The following is a 20340-nucleotide window of genomic DNA, read 5'->3' on the forward strand; positions in this document are numbered from 1 at the left end:
CGATTTCGGCGCGCTCATGCACCCTGAGGGGGCATCAGCGCGCCGAAATCACTCCAGGTCGAATCGGCCGTCGCGCAACCGCTCCGCCGCGCGGCCGTCCACCAGCTCTGCCCGATCCTCGGGATGGCGCCAGTAGTGGCGCACCAACCAGTACAGCGCGGCCCCGCGGGGCAGATAGATGTCGGCGATCGTGATGATCTCTTCGTGGCCGTCGCGCATCCGAAGCACCACTGCGCGACGCGCCTTCTTCGATTCCGCATGGTCGGCGACGTCGACCACGTCGTCCCAGTCGAACACCCGAATCTTGAGGACGTCAGCGTTCTCGACCACGCTCGGCGTCAGCTTGACGTGTCCGATTCCCTTGCGACGCCAGGCGGTGACCAAGCCCAAGATCGTCGTGAACACAGCGAATCCTGCCAGACCAGGCAAGACCCCTCGCAAGTAACGGCTGTCGGGCATATCGATGACGCCGAACGGTCCGAAGACCGCTAAGGGTAGACAGCTCGAAATGGTCGGCACGGTCGACACGAGGCAGATGATGGTGAACCGTCGATCCGGCCACAAGGTGAAACCCGTTGCATCACTTGTGGTCCGCGCAGTGGTTCGGCCGAACCCGACCAATGCTATCGCTGTCATTCCTAGCAGCCAAACAATGGCCAACCCAATGAAAACTACCGCCGTCAAGTAGCTTCCACGGCCGACTGCCGCCACACCCAGACAGGCCAAGCCCACTGCGACACCGATGCCTACCGTGACGATCACCACGAGGAACCGACGCCCACCACGCCAGCCCGGAGGCTCCGGTAGCTCTAGTAGGGACACACCACGTCCCCGACCAACTTGCCCAACTCGCGGCCGCCGAGCCCCGCGAAAAATGCGCCGCCGATGGCGAAAGGTGGAACGAGAAGTGGCGCGAACGGTCCAGTCGCGGCACCGGCCGCCGCACCAGCCTCCGCGCCGCCCCAACCGCCGAGACCGCCGGCGGCCCCGGCGACCAGCGCGACACATCTGTCGTGACGCGAATCGGCCATCACCATGTCGAAGATCGTCGTCGCGACCGTCACCACGGGGCCGCCGAACTTCATCGTCTTGCCGATCCTGTCAACTGACTCGGCAGTAACCATCGGCATCGACCCGCCGCGGGCGATGTGTTTCTCCAACCCGGACATGTGTGAAGTGGTCACCAACGAGATGTCGTCGATCAGCTCGACGGGCACCGCGCTGTGCCGCCCGTCCGCGGAGGTGAAACCGACGGTTACATGTCCGGTCGGGTCCATCGATATCGACAGGTTTGACCCGTCGGCGTAGGCGAATGAGGTGTAGTCACAGTCGTTTCCCATGTCATGCCAAGAGCTCGTTCTGCCGACAAAGTCACCGGATTTGTCAAATTCTTCAATCTGGTAAAAGTTCAACTTGCTCGGCCATTCAAAGGGATCCATGCGCGTGGCGACGGCCTTGCTTCCGTCCTGTTTGGTCACGGTGGTCATCTCCTCGCCGTATTCGTTGGTCGATTCAATGACCTCGCGCACATTTTGCTGTTGATCAACGGACCGGATCGCCGCCTGGCCGAGGGCGCCCACGATCGTGCGGGGATCCGGCACCCGATCGACCGGTCGCGACGCCGTCGCGAGCATCATGTCACCGACGTCAGTGGGCGGTCCCGGCTCGACGAACCCGAATCCCTTGCCCGCGTTCAAAACCGCGTCCGCCATCGCATCATCCGCCTCGGTCACAGCGATCAGCATTGCATTCAATGCTTCCTGCTCGCGCAAGGCCAACGTCTGCAATTCCGCCATCTCCTCCTCGGAGACATACCTGGAATCAATTTGCACTACCCACGAGTCAGTTACGTTCAGCGGCCCGGCGTCGAGTTCGTTGGCCTTGGCCAACAACTCGCCGCGCACGCTGTCGAGCAATGCGGCGCCGTCACCTATCGCAGTCGCTACTGCGTCGGCATAATTTGAGAACTGTTCGGCCACAACGTCGGCCCTGCCGAACATTTCTTCTGCGGCGTTCTGTGCAGTTCCCGCCCACGCGCGCGCTTCAGGCAGCCGCCCGCAAGCGTCGTCCACACTCGACACCGCGGCCCGTACCGCATCACCAGCAGCACCGACGGAGGCCGACGCCGCACGCAGCAAGTCGGGCCTCCAGCTCTCCAACGTCGAACGGGTCGGTAACACCCGTCAATTGTCTCTCACCCGTTGCCGTGCTCCGAACACCAAATTTGCCAGCTGCCGTCGAATCGAGACGGCGCTCCACAGGTGCCGTCTAAAGCTATTGACACACAGGGAAATCGGGCGTCTACTGTGCTTCAACCGGCAGATGAGAGACACGCCATGCTCGCAAATATTGAATCTCGGATCCTGGCCCTCTTCGAGTACCGCCCGGTGGCGTCACTCGCAAGGCTGATCGGCGCCCACCCCGACCCGAGCTGCACATCTGCCTACCGGCTCGCACTCACCCACCTTCGCGATCAGCCGGCCGCCGACCGCAGTCGCCACACCAGGCTCCAGCGCCAGAGACGCGCCGACACCGCCTAGCCACCCGCCGTTCGCTGAAACTGAGCGGATCGCTTAGTCTTTCGGCGACGTGAAGTGAGCAGACTGCTTACGTGGAAGGCGCACCCCGTATTTCAGCGCTCACCAATGCATCCAACTCGGTTTCGAACCGGTCCGCCAAGTCCCACAGGTCGTCCACCAGTTGACGACACGAGATGATGCCCACGTTGAGCTTGCCGTTCAGCGACATCACCGTGATGTTCAAACCGGAGCCGTGAAAGATCGGGCCGAGCGGGTAGAGCGATTTCAGCTCGGCCCCCATGACGTATAGCTGGGCCTGCGGCCCTGCCACGTTCGACATCACGACGTTGTGAATCGGCGTGCGTTTCAACGGCGTCCGCGACATCACCTCGAACGCCACCCCGAACATCGGGGGCGGTAGCGCCTGGGTCACGTCCGCCAACAGCGTCGGTGCGATCTCTGCGCTGTGTTCCTTTGCGCGCGAGCTTGATTCGGCGATCGCCAGCAGCCGCTGGACCGGATCTGCGATGTGCGTCTTCAAGTTGCAGAACATGCCCGACAACTGGTTGCGCCCCGGCCGGTCCCACGCCTCGCGCACCGACGACGGGACCACCGCCACCAACGGCTTGTCGGGTAGCTCCCCTCGGCCCTCCAGGTACCCGCGCAGCGCCCCGGCGCACAAGGCCATCACCACATCGTTGACCTTCACGCCGTGCCGGTCCTTCACCCGCTTGACGTCGTCCAGGTCCAGCTGCGCCAACGCCAGCGTCCGGTCCCCGGTGATCTCGGCGTTGAACACCGTCGCCGGAGCTTTGAACGGCGCCGCCATCGCCCGGCCGCTCAGCGCCCGGCCGATCGTGCTCGCCACCGTCGACACCGTCGCCGGCACCGCGCGCGTCAGCTGCCACGGACGCGTGAGGAACCGCAGCAACCCCCCGGCCTCGATCTCCAACGGCAGCGCGCCGCCCGGCCCGGCCACCGCATCCGGTGGCGGCGCGTCGGGCTGCAGGTCACACAGCTGGTTGAGCAGATCGCCCGCCGACACCCCGTCCACCGCCGCGTGGTGGACCTTGATCATCAGCGCGATCGGCCCGCCGTCGTGCGGGTCCGTGCCTCCGACGCCCTCGATCACCCACATCTCCCACAGCGGTTTGTCGCGGTCCAGCGGAATCGAGGCGATGCGTCCGCAGACCTCGCTCAGCTCATGGCGCCCGCCGGGGGCGGGCAGCGCGATCCGGTGCAGATGCTGTGACACGTCCAGTTCGGTGTCCTCCACCCACACCGGGTGATCGAGGTTCAGATGGCTGTTCGCCAGCTTTGCTCGCAGCTCCGGAAGTGCGCTCATTCGCGACGCCAGATGGTCGCGGATGCGGTCGAAGTCGTAGCCACCGGGGATCGTCGTGGTGTCCAGCTCCGCGATCGAACACACATGCAGCGGTACCGAACTCGTCTCGGCGTAGAGCAAACTGGCGTCGAACGCGGTAAGCCGTTCCATCCCTGGGAGATACCCGCGCTGACACTCCCGTCAAACGTCGGGGTGCGTGGACGGCTAGCGAACCAGTTAGCCGGAGCCGTCGGGTGAGGCGCCCGGGACGTGGCGCGCGACGGTCTGATCCATGGTCTCGCGCAGCGCCGGAATCTCGTCGAGCAGGCGCCGCAGATCGTCGCGCGCGATGTGCAGCACCGAGGCGCGCCCCATCGTCGTCACCGTCGCATTGCGCAGCGATCCGCGCAGCACCGACTCGCCGATGACCTCGCCCGGCCCCACCACCGCGATGCGGTCATGGCCGACGTACACCCCGGCCTCCCCGCTGAGCAGGATGTAGCAGGCATCCGAGGGCGTCTGCTCCTGGATCAGCGGCCACGGCCCCGACGTCGACGTGCGATGCGCCGCCGACACCAGGCGCTTGAGGTCCTTGTCGGAGAACTTCGCGAACGTGTCGAACTCCCGCAGCCGGCGCGCGTCCTCTTCGATCTCCTGGGCGCGGGCCTGCTCGCTTTCCCGGGCGTACTTGCGGTTGTCCACCATGTGATCCCCGATCCGCGATGTTTTCGCTGCCACCGGGAGCTTAGTGAATGCCCCGCGAACGTGCGGTTTTATCCGCAACACGCCGCGCGAGGCGGATAAAACCGCACAGTCGCCGACGCACCCCGACGGTAGATTGACCGCAGCCGGGATCCGCCCCGGCGAAAGCGGTCGGATCAGATGCATGCACGACGCCGGACGCGGCTGGCCACGCTGGCGATCGCCGCCGCCGTCGTCCTGCCGCACTGCAGCTCAGAGCCCCCGCCGCCGGCCGCCTCCGAAGCGCCACCGCCGCCGTCGACCAGCGTCCCGGCGCCGCCACCCCCGCCTCCACCGCCCAGCCCCACGCCGACGCCCGCCGGGCCCGCCGTTCACCCGGTCACCGCCGCCGAGCTCGGACCGAGTTGGCGCCCGGGCTGTCCGCTGGCTCCGGAGCGGCTGCGGCGGGGGGAACTCGACCACATCGGGTTCGACAACCGGCCCCGCCGCGGGGCGCTGATCGTGCACGAGGACCTGGTCGACGACGTCATCGCGATCTTCGACGAGCTGTACCGGCTGGGCTATCCGATCGAGAAGATGCGCACGGTCGAGGCGTATCCGAACGCCGACGACGAGTTGTCCATGCGCGACAACAACACCTCGGCGTTCAACTGCCGCGACATCCCCGGCAGCGGCCAGTGGTCGTGGCACGCCTACGGCCGCGCGATCGACATCAACCCGCTGCTCAACCCGTACATCGACTCAGCCGGCGATTTTCAGCCCGCCAACGCCGAGGTCTACCTGGACCGCAGCCGCATCGACCCCGGCCTGCTGCACGACGGCGACCCCGCCGTCGCCGTGTTCACCGACCGCGGCTGGACCTGGGGCGGCAACTGGCGAACCCCCAAGGACTACCAGCACTTCGAACGTCCGTGACGTCCTCCGGCGCGACTGTGCGATTTCATACGCGACACGCCGCGCGGGGCGTATGAAACGGCACAGTCACGGCTCCTCGCGCCCGGAGGCGCACAGCGACCACACCGTCAGGTACGCCAGCCCGAAGAACGCCGCCACCGCGATCGCCACCCCGGTCGACTGCACGTACGAGAACGGTGAGCGCACCCAGTCCAGCGTCGACGTCGCCACCGCCCTCGGGTCCGTCACCAGGTCCCACGAGTTCCACCGCTGAAACCGCCCGATCACCACGCCGATCGCACACAACCCGACCGAGACGATCGCCGCCGCCCATCCGACCAGCACGCCCGCCTCGCGCTCGATCCGCCGATGCACCAGCCACAGCGAGACGGTGCCCAGGATGATGCCGGTCCACGCGGCCACGCCGTATTGCAGGACGTGCCGCCACAGTTCGGCGTTGTCGTCCAGGTGCACGAGATCGGTGACCAGATACGGGGCGTTGGGCAGGAACAGCAACCAGCACAGCCCCAGCGGAATCAGCCAGACGCGGCGGCGCACCAAGGCGAAACCGGCCGCGAAGAACATCGGCATCCACGCCAACACGAGGTTCCAGATCAGGAACGCGGTCGGGTAGTACAGCGGCTCGGCCCGATCCGTGATGCCCAGCATGATCGCCAACGCGGTCGTGGCCACCAGCGAAAAGCCCAGGAGGTATCGCGACAACGAGGTCATCTGTGCAGCTTGCCAGCACAATCGATGAACCATTCACCCTTTGTGCACGTAACTAGCGGTAGGAAGCCCGACTGAGAGGACGCCGCGTGCTGCAAGGGATCGCACGACTGGCCCTCGCCGCGCCGCGCCGCGTCATCGCCGTTGCCGCGCTGGCGACGATTCTGGCGGCCCTCTTCGGCATCCCGGTCGCAAACCGACTGTGCGCGTGCGGTTTCCAAGACCCCACCTCGGAGTCGACCGAGGCGACACGCCTGCTCGCCGAGAAGTTCGGCCAGGGCGAGGTGCAGCTGCTCATCGTCGTCACCGCGCCCGACGGCGCCGACAGCGCGCAAGCCCGCGCCGTGGGCACCGACATCGTCGACCAGCTGTACCGCTCCCCGCACGTCGCGACCGTGACCTCGGCCTGGACCGCGCCGCCCCCGGCCGCGGCCCAGCTCATCAGCAGGGACGGCGGCTCCGGGCTGATCATCGCCGGCATCCGCGGCGGGGAGAACGACTCGCAGAAGTACGCCAAGGAGCTGTCGTCGGAGATCGCCATGGACCGCGACGGCGTCACGGTCCGAGCCGGCGGCGTGGCGATGGTCAACGTGCAGATCACCGAGCAGTCCCAGCGCGACGTGCTGACGATGGAGATGATCGCGATCCCGCTCAGCTTCCTGGTGCTGGTATGGGTGTTCGGCGGGCTGCTGGCCGCCGCGGTGCCGATCGCCGTCGGCGTGATCGCGATTCTCGGTGCGCTCGCGGTCCTGCACGCCATCACGTTCACCACCGACGTGTCGATCTTCGCGCTCAACCTCACCGCGGCCATGGGGCTGGCGCTGGCCATCGACTACACGCTGTTGATGGTCAGCCGGTTCCGCGACGAGCTCGCCGATGGCGCAGGCCGCGACGACGCGCTGGTGCGCACCATGGCGACCGCGGGCCGCACGGTGGTGTTCTCGGCGACGACGGTCGCGCTGTCGGTGGCCGCGATGGCGCTGTTCCCCATGCACTTCCTCAAGTCGTTCGCGTACGCCGGCGTGGCGACCGTGGGGTTCACCATGGTCGCCGCTCTGGTGGTGACGCCCGCGGCGATCGTGCTGCTCGGGGACCGGTTCGACGCGTTCGATGTACGACGGCTGCTACGGCGTATGTTCCGGCGGCCGACGCCCTTACGGCGGTCGGTCGAGCGACAATTCTGGTACCGCGCACCGAAATTCGTGATGTCGCACGCCGTTCCGATCGGGTTGGCCGTCGTCGCGCTGCTCATCCTGCTCGGTGTGCCGTTCTTCGGCGTGCGCTGGGGCTTCCCCGACGACCGCGTCCTGCCACCGTCGGCGTCCTCGCATCAAGTGGGCGATCAGCTGCGCAACGACTTCGCCGCGAACTTCGAAGCCACGGTCACCGTGGTGATTCCCGACGCCGCCGGCGTCGGCCCCGGCGAGATGCAGCGCTACGCGGCCGAACTGGCGCAGGTCCCCGACGTCGCCTCGGTGTCACCGCCGGCCTTCGCCGACGGCAGCGCGTTCCTCACCGTCGACAGCACCGCTCCGCTGTTCACCGACCGCTCCGAGGCCCAGCTCGACGGGTTGCACGCCGTGGCAGGCCCCGGGAACCAGCCCGTGCTCATCACCGGCACCGCGCAGATCAACCGCGACAGCGTCGCCGCGATCACCTCGCGGTTGCCGCTGGTACTCGGCGTGATCGCCGTCATCATGCTGGGGCTGCTGTTCCTGCTCACCGGCAGCGTCGTGGTCCCGCTGAAAGCGTTGGCGTTCAACGTTCTTTCGCTGACCGCCGCGTTCGGCGCCATGGTATGGATCTTCCAGGACGGGCACCTCGGCGCGCTGGGGACGACGCCCACCGGCACGCTGACCGCCAACATCGCGGTGCTGCTGTTCTGCGTCGCGTTCGGCCTGTCCATGGACTACGAGGTCTTCCTGGTCTCCCGGATCCGCGAGTTCTGGTTGGCGTCCGGAGCCGCTCGGCCGGCGACATCGGGGTCCGGCAGAACCCGCGCCGACAACGACGAGAGCGTCGCGCTCGGCGTCGCGCGCACCGCTCGCGTCATCACCGCGGCCGCGCTGATCATGTCGATCTCGTTCGCGGCGCTGATCGCCGCCAACGTGTCGGTCATCCGGCTGTTGGGCCTGGGGTTGACGTTGGCCGTGCTCGCCGACGCGACGCTGGTGCGGATGGTGCTGGTACCTGCGTTCATGCACCTGCTGGGACGGTGGAATTGGTGGGCGCCTGCGTGGATGACGCGGCTGCACAAGCGTTTCGGTCTCAACGACGGTCACGGCGCGGTGAACCAACCGGACCCCGAAACCGTATCCAATACATGAGCGTCCTTGCGAGCGTCCGCGGCGCGTTACCGCGGCACCGCTACACCCAGGCCGAGATCACCGAGTCGCTGCTCACCTATCCCGGGTGGGAGCGCTACGAAGCGGCGATCCGGGCCGTGCACGCCAGCGCGCACGTCCGCAGTCGCCACCTCGTGGTGCCGCTCGAGGACTACCCGATGCTGATCGACTTCGGCGCCGCCAACGATGCTTTCATCGAGCACGCCGTCGCACTCGGGGCCTCGGCGCTGTCCGACGCGCTGCAGGACGCCGGGCTGGCGCCCTCCGACGTCGACCTGATTCTGACGACGACGGTCACCGGGATCGCGGTGCCGTCGCTGGACGCCCGCATCGCCACGCGCATCGGGCTTCGCCCCGACGTGCGACGGGTGCCGGTGTTCGGGTTGGGTTGCGTGGCCGGGGCGGCCGGCGTGGCCAGGCTTCACGACTATCTGCGCGGCGCGCCCGACGACGTCGCGGTGCTGGTGTCGGTGGAGCTGTGCTCGCTGGGCCAGAAGGTCAACCCGACGATGGCGACCATCGTCGGCAGCGCGTTGTTCGGCGACGGGGCGGCCGCCGTCGTGGCCGTCGGCGAGCGGCGCGCCGAGAAGATCCGCGCCCGCGGACCCGAAGTCCTCGATTCCCGCAGCCACCTCTATCCCGACTCGCTGCGGACCATGGGGTGGGACATCAGTTCGGACGGAATGGAATTGGTGTTGGCTGCCGATCTGCCGGCCATCATCGAGCGCTATCTCGGCGACGACGTCACCGGCTTCCTCGCTTCACACGGGCTGACGATCGACGACGTCGGCGCCTGGGTCAGCCACCCCGGCGGCCCGAAGATCATCGACGCGATCGTCGACACCCTCGGGCTGCCCGACGACGCGCTGGAGCTGACGTGGCACTCGCTGAGCGAGGTCGGCAACCTGTCGTCGTCGTCGGTGCTGTTCGTTCTGCGCGACACCATCGACAAGCAGCCGCCGGCCGGCAGCCCCGGGATCGTGATGGCGATGGGTCCGGGCTTCTGCTCGGAGCTGGTCCTGCTGCGCTGGCACTGACATGGTCTGGTATGTGCTGCTGATCGGCGCGGTCGCGGTGGAGCGCGTCGCGGAACTCATTGTGGCGCAACGTAACCGTGCGTGGGCCCGGTCGCACGGCGGAATCGAGTGCGGTGCACGACATTACCCTGCGATGGTGGCTCTGCACACCGGGCTGCTGGCCGGGTGCCTGGTCGAAGCCGTTGTGCTGCAGCGGCCGTTCATCCCGTGGCTGGGCTGGCCCATGCTCGTGCTCGTGATCGCCGCGCAGGAGTTGCGCTGGTGGTGCATCATGACGCTGGGCCGACAGTGGAACACCCGCGTCATCGTCGTCCCGGGTGCTTCGCGAGTGGATCGCGGACCGTACCGCGTTGTGCCGCACCCGAACTACGTCGCGGTGGTGATCGAAGGGGTGGCGCTGCCGCTGGTGCACACCGCGTGGCTCACCGCCGTCGTGTTCACCGTGCTGAACGCGGCGCTGCTGCGCACCCGGATCAAGGTCGAGAACGCGGCGCTGGCGAGGTTGAGGTGATCGACCTTCTGGTCGTCGGCGGCGGCCCGGCCGGGCTGGTCACCGCGCTGCACGGCGCACGCGCCGGGCTCGACGTGGTCGTCGTCGAACGGCGCCGCGGCCCGATCGACAAAGCGTGCGGGGAAGGGCTGATGCCGCACACGCTGCGCCAGTTGGAGCGGCTCGGCATCGACCCGCCGGGCCGGCCGTTTCGCGGCATCCGCTACCTGGACGAGGACCGCTGCGTCGACGCGACGTTTCGCTCCGGCCCCGGCCGCGGGGTGCGCCGCACCGCACTGCACGCCGCGCTGCGCGACGCGGTGACGGCCGCCGGAGTACCGGTGTTCTTCGCGGAAGCCGGTGCGGTGAAGCAGGATTCGACGTCGGTGCGGATGGGTGCGCTGGGGGCGCGCTACCTCGCCGCCGCCGACGGGCTGCATTCGGGAATCCGCCGATCGCTGGGGCTGGCGCGACCGTCGCACGGCCCGCGCCGGTGGGGCATCCGCCGGCATGTGCGGATGGCTCCGTGGACCGATCACGTGGAGGTGTACTGGGCCCACGGCGCCGAGGCGTACGTGACACCCGTCGCCGACGACTGCGTCGGCGTCGCGATCCTGACGTCGCAGCGCGGCGGGTTCGATCGACAGCTCTGCGCGTTCGCCGCCCTGCATGACCGGGTGGCCGGTCATGCGCACGGCCCGGACCTGGCCGCCGGGCCGTTGCGGCAACGGGTCAGCACGCGGACGGCGGGTCGAGTGCTGCTGGTCGGGGACGCGGCGGGCTACGTCGACGCGCTGACCGGCGAAGGGCTCGGCATCGCGTTCGAGGCCGCCTCGCTGTTGGTGGGCTGCGTTGCCGCGGACCGGCCCGGCGAGTACGACCGGCAGTGGCGGCGGATGTCGCGGCGCTACCGGCTGCTGACGTCGGCGCTGGTGAACGCCGGTGCGTACCGGCCGGTGCGGGCGCGGATCGTGCCGGCGGCGGCGGCGTTTCCGCACGTCTTCGCAGCGGCCGTCAACCAGCTCGCGGACTGAGGTCGCGCGGCGAGCGGAATCGGGCGATTGAAAGATCTTGAATCGGGTACGCCGCCCTCATGTCCAAGTCGAAAACCGCCGCCGCCGTCGCGCTCGCCGCACCCCTCGCCATCGCCATGTTGAGTGCCTGCAACGCCGAGGAGACCGCCGACCAGACCACCACCACGACCACCACGACCAGCCCCGCACCGGAAGCCGAGACGCTCACCACCGAGCTGCGGACCGCCGATGGCACCACCGTCGCCAACGCGACGATCGAGTTCACCGACGACTACGCCACGATCACGCTGGAGAGCGCCGAGGGAAGCAACCTGACGCCCGGGTTCCACGGCTTCCACATCCACGCGATCGGCAAGTGCGAGCCGAACTCCGTCGCCCCCGACGGCGGCGAACCCGGCGACTTCCTGTCCGCCGGCGGACACCTGCACACCCGCGGACAGGGCGCCGACCATCCCGCCGCCGGCGATCTGACCCCGGTGGACGTGCGCTCGGACGGCTCGGCGCGCCTGGTCGCCACCTCCGATTCGTTCACGATCGAAGACCTGCGCGGACCGCAGGGCTCTGCGCTGATGCTGCACGAGCTGCCCGACAACTTCGCCAACATCCCCCCGCGTTACACCGTCAACGGAGTGCCCGGGCCGGACGCCGAGACGCTGGCCACCGGTGACGCCGGCAGCCGTGTCGCGTGCGGAGTGCTGGCGCCCGCGTCCGAGACGCCGGCGACCACCGATACGACGACCGTCACCGAGACGGCCCCGGTCCCGCCGCCCGCAGGGACGACGCCGCCGGCCACCGAGACTTCGCCGGGCACGGAGACGTCGCCTACGGAGACCACCACTCCGACGACCGAGAGCCCGGCGACGACGACACCCACCACGACGGTGACGACGACGCCGACCACCCCGGAGGAGGGGCAGCCGGGCGGGTGACCCCGGCTCGGCGCTTGGCCCCGGCGGCGTGACCACCCGCGGCGCGCAGCCGCGGCCCGGGCGGGCGCTCGGCGTGACCACCCGCCGATCGCTGGCCACGGCTCTCCAGGGTGACGGTGCTATTTGTGCCAACCTCTGAGCGAAAATTTCGCTCAACTACTACGCGCCGTCCCGACGACAGCGAATTATTCGCTCAGAGCTTGGCACTTCGGCATGTGCACCTAGACACCGGTCCGCTCACGCGCGTCGACCCGTTCCCGCTGCGGCACCACAACGTATTTCGGGTCGCGGATGGACTCGACGCCCGCCTCGAACACGGCGAATCTCTGCAGCGCGCTGCCCACCAGCAGCGCCGCCCCCGACACCGCCGTCACCGCGCGCCGTCTCCCGAGCACCGCACCCACCGCGCCGCCGACCGTCAGCGCCTCCGACAGCTGACGTAACCGATGCACCCTGCCGGTCGTGTACGCCTCGGCGGACAGGCCGATGCGCTGCTCCATGACCCGCGACGCCGTCACCTCCAGCGCGGCACCGACGACGGCCATCCGCCGTGCGGGGCCGGTCTCGGCAGGCTGCGCCAGCAGCATGCCCAGCCCGCCGCCGCTGGCCGCGGCCGAGCCGGTGAACACGAACGGCAGGTACGGGTGCGCCTCCCGCCACGCCGGAACCGCCGTCTGCGACAACAGAACTGCCGTGTACGACGCCACCCCCGGCGCCGTCGCCGCCGCCCACAGCCCCGCGGGCCGCGCCGACCGCGACACCAGCCGACCCAGCCACGTGCGTCGCAGCCGCTTCGGCATCACCTCGGCCACCGCGGCCACGCCCGAGCCGGGACCATACGCGCTGAGGATCCAGGTGCCCACGCTCATCGGCGAGCTCGGTTTAGCCACCCGCAGCATGTGGTGGAACCGTTCCGGCCGCCCGAGATCCGCGATCAGGAAGTACAGGCTGGCCAGCACGCTCAGCAGCGACCCGATCCGCGAAACCCTGCGCAGCCCAGGCAATCCCGTCAGGTCCGCGCCTGCGGCCAGCATCGCCGAGCCCGCAGACAGCCCGCCGGTGAACAGGTAGGCCGCGATCATCCAGTTCCACACCGGCGTCTTGAGGATCTGCTTGCCGTAGTAGGAGCGGAACTCCGCGCGCGGCACCGCCAGCTGTTCCTTCATCGGCGCCGCCCCGCGAACGCCGACACCGCGATGCCCACCAACGCCGACGCCGCGATCCCGGCGTAGCGCCACATCGCCGGGGCGTCGCGCGTGGGTACCACCGGATCCGGCGGCAGTCCGTACACCTCGGGCTCGTCGAGCAGCAGGAAGAACGCGCCGTCGCCGCCGACGCCGTCGTCGGGATCCTCGCCGTACAGCCGGGCTGAGGTGACGCCGCGGGCGTGTAGATCCTCGACGCGTTGCGCGGCCCGTTCGCGCAGTTCGTCGAGCACGCCGAACTGGATCGAGTCCGTCGGGCACGCCTTGGCGCATGCCGGTTCCAGCCCGTCGCGCAGCCGGTCGTAGCACAGCGTGCACTTCCAGGCGCGCCCGTCGCCCTCGCGGCGCTCGATGACCCCGTACGGACAGCCCGAAACGCAGTATCCGCAGCCGTTGCAGATGTCCTGCTGCACAACGACTGTGCCGAACTCGGTGCGGAACAACGCGCCCGTCGGGCACACGTCCAGACAGCCGGCACGGGTGCAGTGCTTGCACACGTCGCTGCTCATCAGCCACCGGAAGTCGGTGCGAGTCTCTTCGCCGGAGGCGTCGCCGGGCCGCTGAAGCCCGGGCATGCCCAAGTCCACCGGGGCCTGCTCGACGAACGCGACGTGGCGCCACGAGTTCGCGCCCAGCTCACCGGTGTTGTCGAACGACGTGCCCAGCAGGTTGAACCCGTCGTCGGGCACGCCGTTCCATTCCTTGCACGCGACCTCGCACGCCTTGCAGCCGATGCACACCGAGGTGTCGGTGAAGAACCCCACCCGCGGCTGCTCGTCGTAGGCGGTCATGGCGTCTCCTCGGTGTGCGCGTCGGCCGGGCCGGTGGTGTCCAGCCGGGTTCCCGTCTCGATCGTGATCCCCGCCCGGCGGCGGTATTCCGCGATGTAGGACAGCAATTCGGGTCCGCGGGGCCGCCGGCCCGGCTGGATGTCGCACGTCGCGACCTTGCTCTCCTGGATGAACACGTTCGGGTCGGCCACCACGCCGAGCAGATCGTTGACCACGTCGCCGTCGATCAGCCCGACGTGCCCCCAGTGGTAGGGCATCCAGATCTGGTGCACCACCCGGTCCTCGATGCGCAGCGGGCGCATCCGGTCGGTGACGAGCACCCGGGCGTCGACCGCGGTGCGGCTGGTGATGACGTGCGCCCAGTCCATGTGCGAAAGTCCGCGCAGCGCAGCCAGTTGCGGGGACACCTCGACGAACAGCTCCGGCTGCAGCTCGCTGAGGTAGGGCAGCTGGCGGCTCATGCCGCCGGCGGTGTGGTGCTCGGTGAGCCGTGCGGCGGTGAACACGTACGGGAACACGTCGCCGTTCGGTTCGGGCGGTGACGGATTCGACGGGTTGTCGTCGCGCCCGTAAACCTTCCGCGCCGGGTTGCCCTGCTGTGTGTAGAGCGCATTGCGCACCGGCGACTCGTGGGGTTCATAGTGTGTCGGTAGCGGTCCGTCGAGCAGGCCGCTGGGCGCGAACAGCCACCCCTTGCCGTCGGCCTGCATGACGAACGCGTCGTCGCCTCTCAAAGCATCCACGCCGACGGCGTCCGGATCCGGTTGGTAGTCCGGGGGTTTGGTCTTCTCGAAGTCCGGGACGTCGTAGCCGGTCCACTCGCCGGCCTCGGCGTCCCACCAGACGAGCTTCTTACGTTCGCTCCACGGCCTGCCCTGCGGATCGGCCGAGGCGCGGTTGTAGAGCACGCGCCGGTTCATCGGCCAGACCCAGCCCCACTCGCCGGGCGGGCCGTACCCGGTGTGCGGGTTGCGGCGGGCGGCCTGATTGACCTCGTCGGCGTAGACACCGCTGTAGATCCAGCAGCCGCACGCGGTGCTGCCGTCGGCCTTGAGTTCGGTGTAGCCGTTGAGCGCGCGCCCAGTGGTCAGGTCCACGCCGTTGATGCGGCGCAGCACGTCCTCGGCCGAGGGTTCGTCGCCGTCCATCTCGTAGTCCCACGCCAGGTCGAGGATGGGGCGGTCGCGTTCATCGGTTGAGCCGGCGAGCTTTTCGCGTATCCGACGGCCGAGGTGGTAGAAGAACCACAGCTCCGAGCGCGCGTCGCCGGGCGGTCCGACGGCCTGGTCGCGCCACTGCAGCATCCGCTGCGTCTGGGTGAACGTGCCGGACTTCTCCACATGCGAGGCGGCCGGGAACAGGAACACCTCGGTGCGACAGGTCTGCGGGGTGATCTCGCCGGTCTCGATCTCGGGCCCGTCCTTCCAGAAGGTGGCGCTTTCGATCTCGACGAGGTCGCGCACCACCAGCCAGTCCAGGTTGGCCATGCCGAGGCGTTGCAGCCGGCCGTGCGCCGAGCCCACGGCCGGGTTCTGGCCGAGCAGGAAGTAGCCGAACACCTTGCCGTCGACCATGTCCATCACGGTGCGGTAGGTGCCGTGGTCGCCGTTGATGCGGGGCAGGTAGTCGAAACAGTAGTCGTTGTCGGCGGTGGCGGCGTCGCCCCAGTACTCCTTGAGCAGCGACACCATGTAGGTGTCGGCGTTGCGCCAGAACCCTTTCTGGTACGTGCCCATGATGTCGTCGAGGTAGTCCGACAACGTGGCGTGGCCGGCCTGGGCCATCGCGAGGTAGCCGGGCAGCAGGTTGAACAGCGTCGGCACATCGGTGGAGCCCTGGATGCTGGCGTGTCCGCGCAGTGCGATCACCCCGCCGCCGGGCCTGCCGATGTTGCCGAGCAGCAGCTGGATGATCGCGCCCGCGCGGATGTACTGCGCGCCCACCGAGTGCTGTGTCCAGCCGACGCTGTACACCAGCGCCGAGGTGCGTTCGCGCCCAGAGTTTTCCGTCCAGGCCCGCGCGATCTCGAGGAACTGCTCGGCGGGCACGCCGCAGATCCGTTCGACCATCTCGGGGGTGTAGCGAGCGTAGTGGCGTTTGAGGATCTGGTAGACGCAGCGCGGGTCCTGCAGCGTCGGGTCGGACGGAATCTGGTGGGCGCCTTCGATCGGGGCGCCGCCGGAGCCGTGACGGTCGGGCGCGGCCTCCTCCATGTCCGCGGCGCCGCCCTCTTCGGCGTCGGTGGTCTGGTATTGCCACGTCGCGGGGTCGTAGGAGGCGGTGTCGGGGTCGTAGCCGCTGAACAGCCCGTCGAGATCCTCGGCGTCCCGGTAGCGTTCGTCGACCAGGAACGACGCGTTGGTGTAGGCGGTGACGTAATCGCGGAAGTCGAGTTCGTTGGACAGGATGTAGTTGATCACGCCGCCGAGGAACGCGATGTCGCTGCCCGCGCGCAGCGGGATGTGCTGGTCGGCCAGCGCGCTGGTGCGGGTGAACCGCGGGTCGATGTGGACGACGCGCGCGCCGCGGGCCTTGGCCTCGACCACCCACTGGAACCCGACGGGGTGGGCTTCGGCCATGTTCGAGCCCATGATGACGATGAAGTCAGAGTTGGCGAGATCTTGCTGGTAGTCCGTCGCCCCGCCGCGACCGAAGGAGGCTCCCAGACCGGGAACCGTGGCGCTGTGTCATATCCGGGCCTGGTTCTCGATCTGTAGCGCGCCCAGCGCGGTGAAGAGTTTCTTGATCAGGTAGTTCTCTTCGTTGTCGAGGGTCGCGCCGCCCAGGCTGGCGATGCCCATGGTGCGGCGCAACGTATTGCGGTCGGCATCGAACTGCTGCCAGCCCTTCTCGCGGGCGTCGAGCACCCGGTCGGCGACCATGTCCATCGCGGTGTCGAGGTCGAGGTCCTGCCATTCGGTGGCATACGGCGGGCGGTAGCGCACCTTGGTCAGCCGCTGCGGGCCGGTGACGAGCTGCTTGCTCGCAGATCCCTTGGGGCACAGTCGGCCCCGGGAGATCGGGCTGTCCCGGTTGCCCTCGATCTGGATGACCTTGTCGTCCTTGACGTAGACGTTCTGCGCGCAGCCGACCGCGCAGAACGGGCAGACCGAGTGCGCGACGCGGTCGGCGTCGACGGTGCGCGGGGTCAGCGTGGCGCTGCGCTTGGATTGGGCGGCCTGCCCGCGTCCCGTCGGATCCTCCCCCGTGAGCTGGCGATACACCGGCCACGACTGGAACAGTCTCTTGATCTCCATGAAGCTCTCCCTACCCGGCGGTCTTTCGATCAAACCCGGGAACCGCGGAGAAGGCAATCGCGCACGCCGGGACAGTGGGCCAAACTCCCCGCGAGCGGCCGTTAGACCAGCGTGCGAGTGCCGTCTGGCCCCCGTCGCGTCACCCCTCGCGCGTCGAGCTGTTCCAGCAGCGGCACGGCGACCCGGCGCGTGGTGTTCAGCGCGCGCTTGGCTTCGGCGACGGTGAACGGCTGCGCCAGCGTCGCCAGCACCTCGGCGGCGCGTTCGAAAGCGTCCCCGCCGAGCACGACGCCCTCGGCGATCCGGGCCAACCGCTTCACGCGCACCGCCGCGGCGAGCTCACGAGGACCGAGTTTGAGCTCGCTGAGCCGATCGGCGTCGGGCGCGCGGAACGGCTCCGCCGCCAACCACTTTTCGACCGTGCGCACCGCCTCGTCCACCCGCGGGGGTAGCTCCGCGTCGGGTCGCCGCACCAACCCGTCGGCGACGACGAGACCCGTTCCGTCGAGCACCCCGGCCACCAGCTCAGCGGCGGGCAGGTCGAGCTCTTGCCGCAGTGTCTCCAGCGGCATTCCCGCCGCGATGTCGTGCTCCCTCGACCACCGCTCCACCGCCACCGTCGCGCCGGATCGCCGCTGCGCCCACCACTGCTCATCCACCACCCATTCGCCGATCCGCAGCCCGTCGACGGGAAACCCCATGGCGCGCAACTCATTCACACGCGCACACACCGGCGGCCGCGCCCGCCCAGACGCCAGCTCGGCGGCTCGCTCTCGCGCCGCACCACGCCGTCGCAGCGGCGGCGGGCGCACGTCGAGCACTTCGATGCCCGCGGCGATGCGATGCCGGCCGGGGTCGCGCAGCAGCCCGACGTCGCCGACGCGCAACGGCAACGGCCGCGCCAGCCGCAGCCTGGCTGCCGCGCCCAGCGGACGGACGGTCGCCGGCACGGCCGCAGAGCCGATGTGCAGCACCAGGTTTCGAGGCACCTCGTCGGCGGCGCGCACCGAAACGTCCACTTCGGCGGTGTCGAGCCACGCCCCCGGTGTACGCAGCGCGTCGCCGCGGCGGATGTCGCGGTGGTCCACGCCGCGCAGGTTCACGGCAACGCGCGCCACCGCCGAAACGGACACTTGGGCGCGTTCCAGCGACTCCAACCCCCGCACGGCGTAGCGCCGCCCCGCGTGCTCGATTTCGTCGCCGACCCGCAGCGTGCCCGCCCCCAGCGTGCCGGTGACGACGGTACCCGCGCCGCGGATCGTGAACGAGCGATCCACCCACAGCCGCACGTCGGCGTCCACATCCGGGTCCGGCAGCCGCTCGGCGAGCGCCCCCAGCTCCGCCCGCACCGCATCCAGATCCGTGCCCAGCACCACAGGAGCGACCGGAAACCGCTGCCGCACTTCAGCAATGGCACGCGCAGGGTCGGCGAGGTCGGCCTTGCTGATCACGACCAGCGTGTGCCGCACCCCCAGCGCCTGCACCGCGGCGAAGTGCTCGTCGGACTGCGGCATCCACCCCTCGGTGGCCGCGACGACGAACATCACCGCGGGCACCGGCCCGACCCCGGCGAGCATGTTGGCGACGAACCGCTCGTGTCCGGGGACATCGACGAACGCGAAGGTCCGGCCCGCGATCTCCGTCCACGCGTAGCCGAGCTCGATCGTCAGCCCGCGGCGCTTCTCCTCGGCCAGCCGGTCCGGCCACATGCCGGTCAGCCGCTGCACCAGCGTCGACTTCCCGTGATCGACGTGGCCCGCGGTGGCTATGACATGCATGCCCGCACCGCACGCACCAGCGCGTCGTCGTCGCCGGGCCGCACCGTCCGCAGGTCCAACAGGCAGCGGCCGTTCTCCAACCGCCCGACCACCGCCGGGTCGCCCATCCGCAGAGGCGCCGCGCACGACTCGGGCAGACTGACTGCCGCGCTTGGCAATTCGACGCCGGGAGCGCCGCCGCCGCCGACCGCGGCGACACAGTCGGCCGCCTCCGCTCCGGGCAACTGCGCGGCCAGGCGCTTCGCCCGCTCCCGCAGCGATGCCACGTCGACCTCCAGCGCCTCGACGACCGGCGGCGGAGGGCCGGTCAGCGTCGCCTCCAGCGCCGCCAACGTGAGCTTGTCCACGCGCAGCGCCCGCGCCGCCGGGTGCCGTCGCAGCCGCTCGACCAACTCCGCCGTCCCGAACAGCAGCCCGGCCTGCGGCCCGCCGAGCAGTTTGTCGCCGCTGGCGGTGACGAGGTCGGCGCCGTCGCGCAGCATCGTCGTCGCATCGGGCTCGTCGGGCAGTAGCGGATGCGGCCGCAGCAGCCCCGAACCGATGTCGACGACCAGCGGCACACCCAGCCCGGTCAGTTCGGAAACACCTACCGCAGAGGTGAATCCACTGAGCAGATAGTTCGACGGGTGCACTTTGAGCACGAAGCCGGTGTCGGCGCCGATGGCGTCGGTGTAGTCGCGCAGATGGGTGCGGTTGGTGGTACCGACCTCGCGGAATCGCGCCCCGGTGGACTGCATCAGCTCCGGCAGCCGGAACCCGTCGCCGATCTCGATGAGCTCGCCGCGGCTGACGACGATTTCCTTGCCCGGCGCCAGCGTCATCGCGGTGAGCAGCAGCGCGGCGGCGTTGTTGTTGACAACGTGCACGCCGCCCGCGGTCGGGACGGCGGCGGCCAGCGCTGCCAACGCGCCCCGGCCGCGGCGCGCACGTCGTCCCGTCTCGAGGTCGAACTCGACGTCGGTGGCGCCCGCGGCGGTGACCATCGCGTCGACGGCGGCCTGCGACAGCGGCGCGCGCCCGAGGTTGGTGTGCACGACGACGCCGGTCGCGTTGATCACCGGGCGCAGGCTCGCGGCGCTGCTCGGCAACGCGGCGACCGCGTAGTCGGCCACCTGGTCGGCCGCGATCGTGCCCGCCCGCGCCTGCTGCTGGGCGTCGGCGACGACGGACTTCACCAGCGTGCGACCCAACGTGCGCGAGGCTTCGGCCAGGCGAGGATCGGCCAGCAGCACGTCGGTGCGCGGCACCTGCCGGCGCGGATCCTCGGACATGGGGCCATCATGGCAAGCCGCCGCTGGGGTAGACA

At 69.3% G+C, this 20340-nt stretch carries 16 protein-coding genes; 6 read left to right on the forward strand and 10 right to left on the reverse strand.

Annotated features, from left to right (window positions below; translation table 11 throughout):
• Positions 1–48 precede the first annotated feature (48 nt).
• The 4 genes from MELE44368_RS27060 to MELE44368_RS10185 form a co-directional block, all read right to left on the reverse strand.
• Positions 49–405, reverse strand: coding sequence for a hypothetical protein (locus MELE44368_RS27060; RefSeq protein WP_241566550.1), 357 nt, complete (start codon positions 403–405; stop codon positions 49–51).
• 404 nt (positions 406–809) lie between these two features.
• Positions 810–2072: a hypothetical protein gene (locus MELE44368_RS10175; protein ID WP_234707932.1), complete on the reverse strand. Its 1263-nt coding sequence runs from the start codon at positions 2070–2072 to the stop codon at positions 810–812.
• Between the two features lie 535 nt (positions 2073–2607).
• Positions 2608–4014, reverse strand: coding sequence for a WS/DGAT/MGAT family O-acyltransferase (locus MELE44368_RS10180; RefSeq protein ID WP_128108355.1), 1407 nt, complete (start codon positions 4012–4014; stop codon positions 2608–2610).
• A 66-nt stretch (positions 4015–4080) separates the two neighbouring features.
• Positions 4081–4545, reverse strand: coding sequence for a Crp/Fnr family transcriptional regulator (locus tag MELE44368_RS10185; RefSeq protein WP_082944459.1), 465 nt, complete (start codon positions 4543–4545; stop codon positions 4081–4083).
• 180 nt (positions 4546–4725) lie between these two features.
• Here MELE44368_RS10185 and MELE44368_RS10190 point away from each other — a divergent pair, with 180 nt between their 5' ends.
• Positions 4726–5460, forward strand: coding sequence for a M15 family metallopeptidase (locus MELE44368_RS10190; RefSeq protein WP_128108356.1), 735 nt, complete (start codon positions 4726–4728; stop codon positions 5458–5460).
• A gap of 66 nt (positions 5461–5526) precedes the next feature.
• On the opposite strand, the gene MELE44368_RS10195 is transcribed toward MELE44368_RS10190, so the two are convergent.
• Positions 5527–6171 (reverse strand): DUF1361 domain-containing protein, encoded by a 645-nt coding sequence (locus MELE44368_RS10195; RefSeq protein ID WP_128108357.1) that lies wholly within the window; start codon positions 6169–6171, stop codon positions 5527–5529.
• A gap of 86 nt (positions 6172–6257) precedes the next feature.
• Here MELE44368_RS10195 and MELE44368_RS10200 point away from each other — a divergent pair, with 86 nt between their 5' ends.
• The 5 genes from MELE44368_RS10200 to sodC are packed head-to-tail and all read left to right on the forward strand — an operon-like array spanning position 6258 to position 12003.
• Positions 6258–8495, forward strand: coding sequence for an MMPL family transporter (locus MELE44368_RS10200; RefSeq protein WP_128108358.1), 2238 nt, complete (start codon positions 6258–6260; stop codon positions 8493–8495).
• Positions 8492–9550, forward strand: coding sequence for a type III polyketide synthase (locus tag MELE44368_RS10205; RefSeq protein ID WP_128108359.1), 1059 nt, complete (start codon positions 8492–8494; stop codon positions 9548–9550). Before MELE44368_RS10200 ends, MELE44368_RS10205 begins: the two co-directional genes overlap by 4 nt.
• A gap of 1 nt (position 9551) precedes the next feature.
• The gene (locus MELE44368_RS10210) at positions 9552–10061 is read left to right on the forward strand and encodes an isoprenylcysteine carboxyl methyltransferase family protein (RefSeq protein ID WP_128108360.1); all 510 of its coding nucleotides are present in this window, start codon (positions 9552–9554) and stop codon (positions 10059–10061) included.
• Positions 10058–11074 (forward strand): NAD(P)/FAD-dependent oxidoreductase, encoded by a 1017-nt coding sequence (locus MELE44368_RS10215; protein WP_128108361.1) that lies wholly within the window; start codon positions 10058–10060, stop codon positions 11072–11074. Before MELE44368_RS10210 ends, MELE44368_RS10215 begins: the two co-directional genes overlap by 4 nt.
• A 59-nt stretch (positions 11075–11133) precedes the next feature.
• Positions 11134–12003, forward strand: a complete 870-nt coding sequence (gene sodC / locus MELE44368_RS10220) for a superoxide dismutase[Cu-Zn] (protein ID WP_128108362.1) — start codon at positions 11134–11136, stop codon at positions 12001–12003.
• Between the two features lie 221 nt (positions 12004–12224).
• On the opposite strand, the gene nrfD is transcribed toward sodC, so the two are convergent.
• The 5 genes from nrfD to selA form a co-directional block, all read right to left on the reverse strand.
• Positions 12225–13169 (reverse strand): NrfD/PsrC family molybdoenzyme membrane anchor subunit, encoded by a 945-nt coding sequence (nrfD, locus tag MELE44368_RS10225; RefSeq protein WP_128108363.1) that lies wholly within the window; start codon positions 13167–13169, stop codon positions 12225–12227.
• Positions 13166–13999, reverse strand: a complete 834-nt coding sequence (locus MELE44368_RS10230) for a 4Fe-4S dicluster domain-containing protein (RefSeq protein WP_128108364.1) — start codon at positions 13997–13999, stop codon at positions 13166–13168. The genes nrfD and MELE44368_RS10230 overlap by 4 nt, the downstream gene beginning before the upstream one ends.
• Positions 13996–17256 carry a formate dehydrogenase gene (fdh, locus tag MELE44368_RS10235; RefSeq protein WP_128108365.1) on the reverse strand — a complete coding sequence of 1087 codons (3261 nt, stop codon included), beginning with the start codon at positions 17254–17256 and terminating at the stop codon, positions 13996–13998. Before fdh ends, MELE44368_RS10230 begins: the two co-directional genes overlap by 4 nt.
• Positions 17257–17357: 101 nt before the next feature.
• Positions 17358–19034, reverse strand: coding sequence for a selenocysteine-specific translation elongation factor (locus MELE44368_RS10240; RefSeq protein ID WP_128108366.1), 1677 nt, complete (start codon positions 19032–19034; stop codon positions 17358–17360).
• Positions 19022–20305 carry an L-seryl-tRNA(Sec) selenium transferase gene (gene selA, locus MELE44368_RS10245; RefSeq protein ID WP_128108367.1) on the reverse strand — a complete coding sequence of 428 codons (1284 nt, stop codon included), beginning with the start codon at positions 20303–20305 and terminating at the stop codon, positions 19022–19024. The genes MELE44368_RS10240 and selA overlap by 13 nt, the downstream gene beginning before the upstream one ends.
• Positions 20306–20340: the final 35 nt, after the last annotated feature.

This window comes from Mycolicibacterium elephantis DSM 44368, from assembly GCF_004014805.1.
Lineage (GTDB): Bacteria > Actinomycetota > Actinomycetes > Mycobacteriales > Mycobacteriaceae > Mycobacterium > Mycobacterium elephantis.

What these genes read in the sequence shown, in the direction of transcription:
- MELE44368_RS10195 (WP_128108357.1), bottom strand. Translation starts at nt 6,171, where the DNA reads ATGACCTCGTTGTCGCGATACCTCCTGGGCTTTTCGCTGGTGGCCACG.
- MELE44368_RS10210 (WP_128108360.1), top strand. Translation starts at nt 9,552, where the DNA reads ATGGTCTGGTATGTGCTGCTGATCGGCGCGGTCGCGGTGGAGCGCGTC.
- MELE44368_RS10205 (WP_128108359.1), top strand. Translation starts at nt 8,492, where the DNA reads ATGAGCGTCCTTGCGAGCGTCCGCGGCGCGTTACCGCGGCACCGCTAC.
- sodC (WP_128108362.1), top strand. Translation starts at nt 11,134, where the DNA reads ATGTCCAAGTCGAAAACCGCCGCCGCCGTCGCGCTCGCCGCACCCCTC.
- MELE44368_RS10230 (WP_128108364.1), bottom strand. Translation starts at nt 13,999, where the DNA reads ATGACCGCCTACGACGAGCAGCCGCGGGTGGGGTTCTTCACCGACACC.
- MELE44368_RS10180 (WP_128108355.1), bottom strand. Translation starts at nt 4,014, where the DNA reads ATGGAACGGCTTACCGCGTTCGACGCCAGTTTGCTCTACGCCGAGACG.
- nrfD (WP_128108363.1), bottom strand. Translation starts at nt 13,169, where the DNA reads ATGAAGGAACAGCTGGCGGTGCCGCGCGCGGAGTTCCGCTCCTACTAC.
- MELE44368_RS10240 (WP_128108366.1), bottom strand. Translation starts at nt 19,034, where the DNA reads ATGCATGTCATAGCCACCGCGGGCCACGTCGATCACGGGAAGTCGACG.
- selA (WP_128108367.1), bottom strand. Translation starts at nt 20,305, where the DNA reads ATGTCCGAGGATCCGCGCCGGCAGGTGCCGCGCACCGACGTGCTGCTG.
- MELE44368_RS10190 (WP_128108356.1), top strand. Translation starts at nt 4,726, where the DNA reads ATGCATGCACGACGCCGGACGCGGCTGGCCACGCTGGCGATCGCCGCC.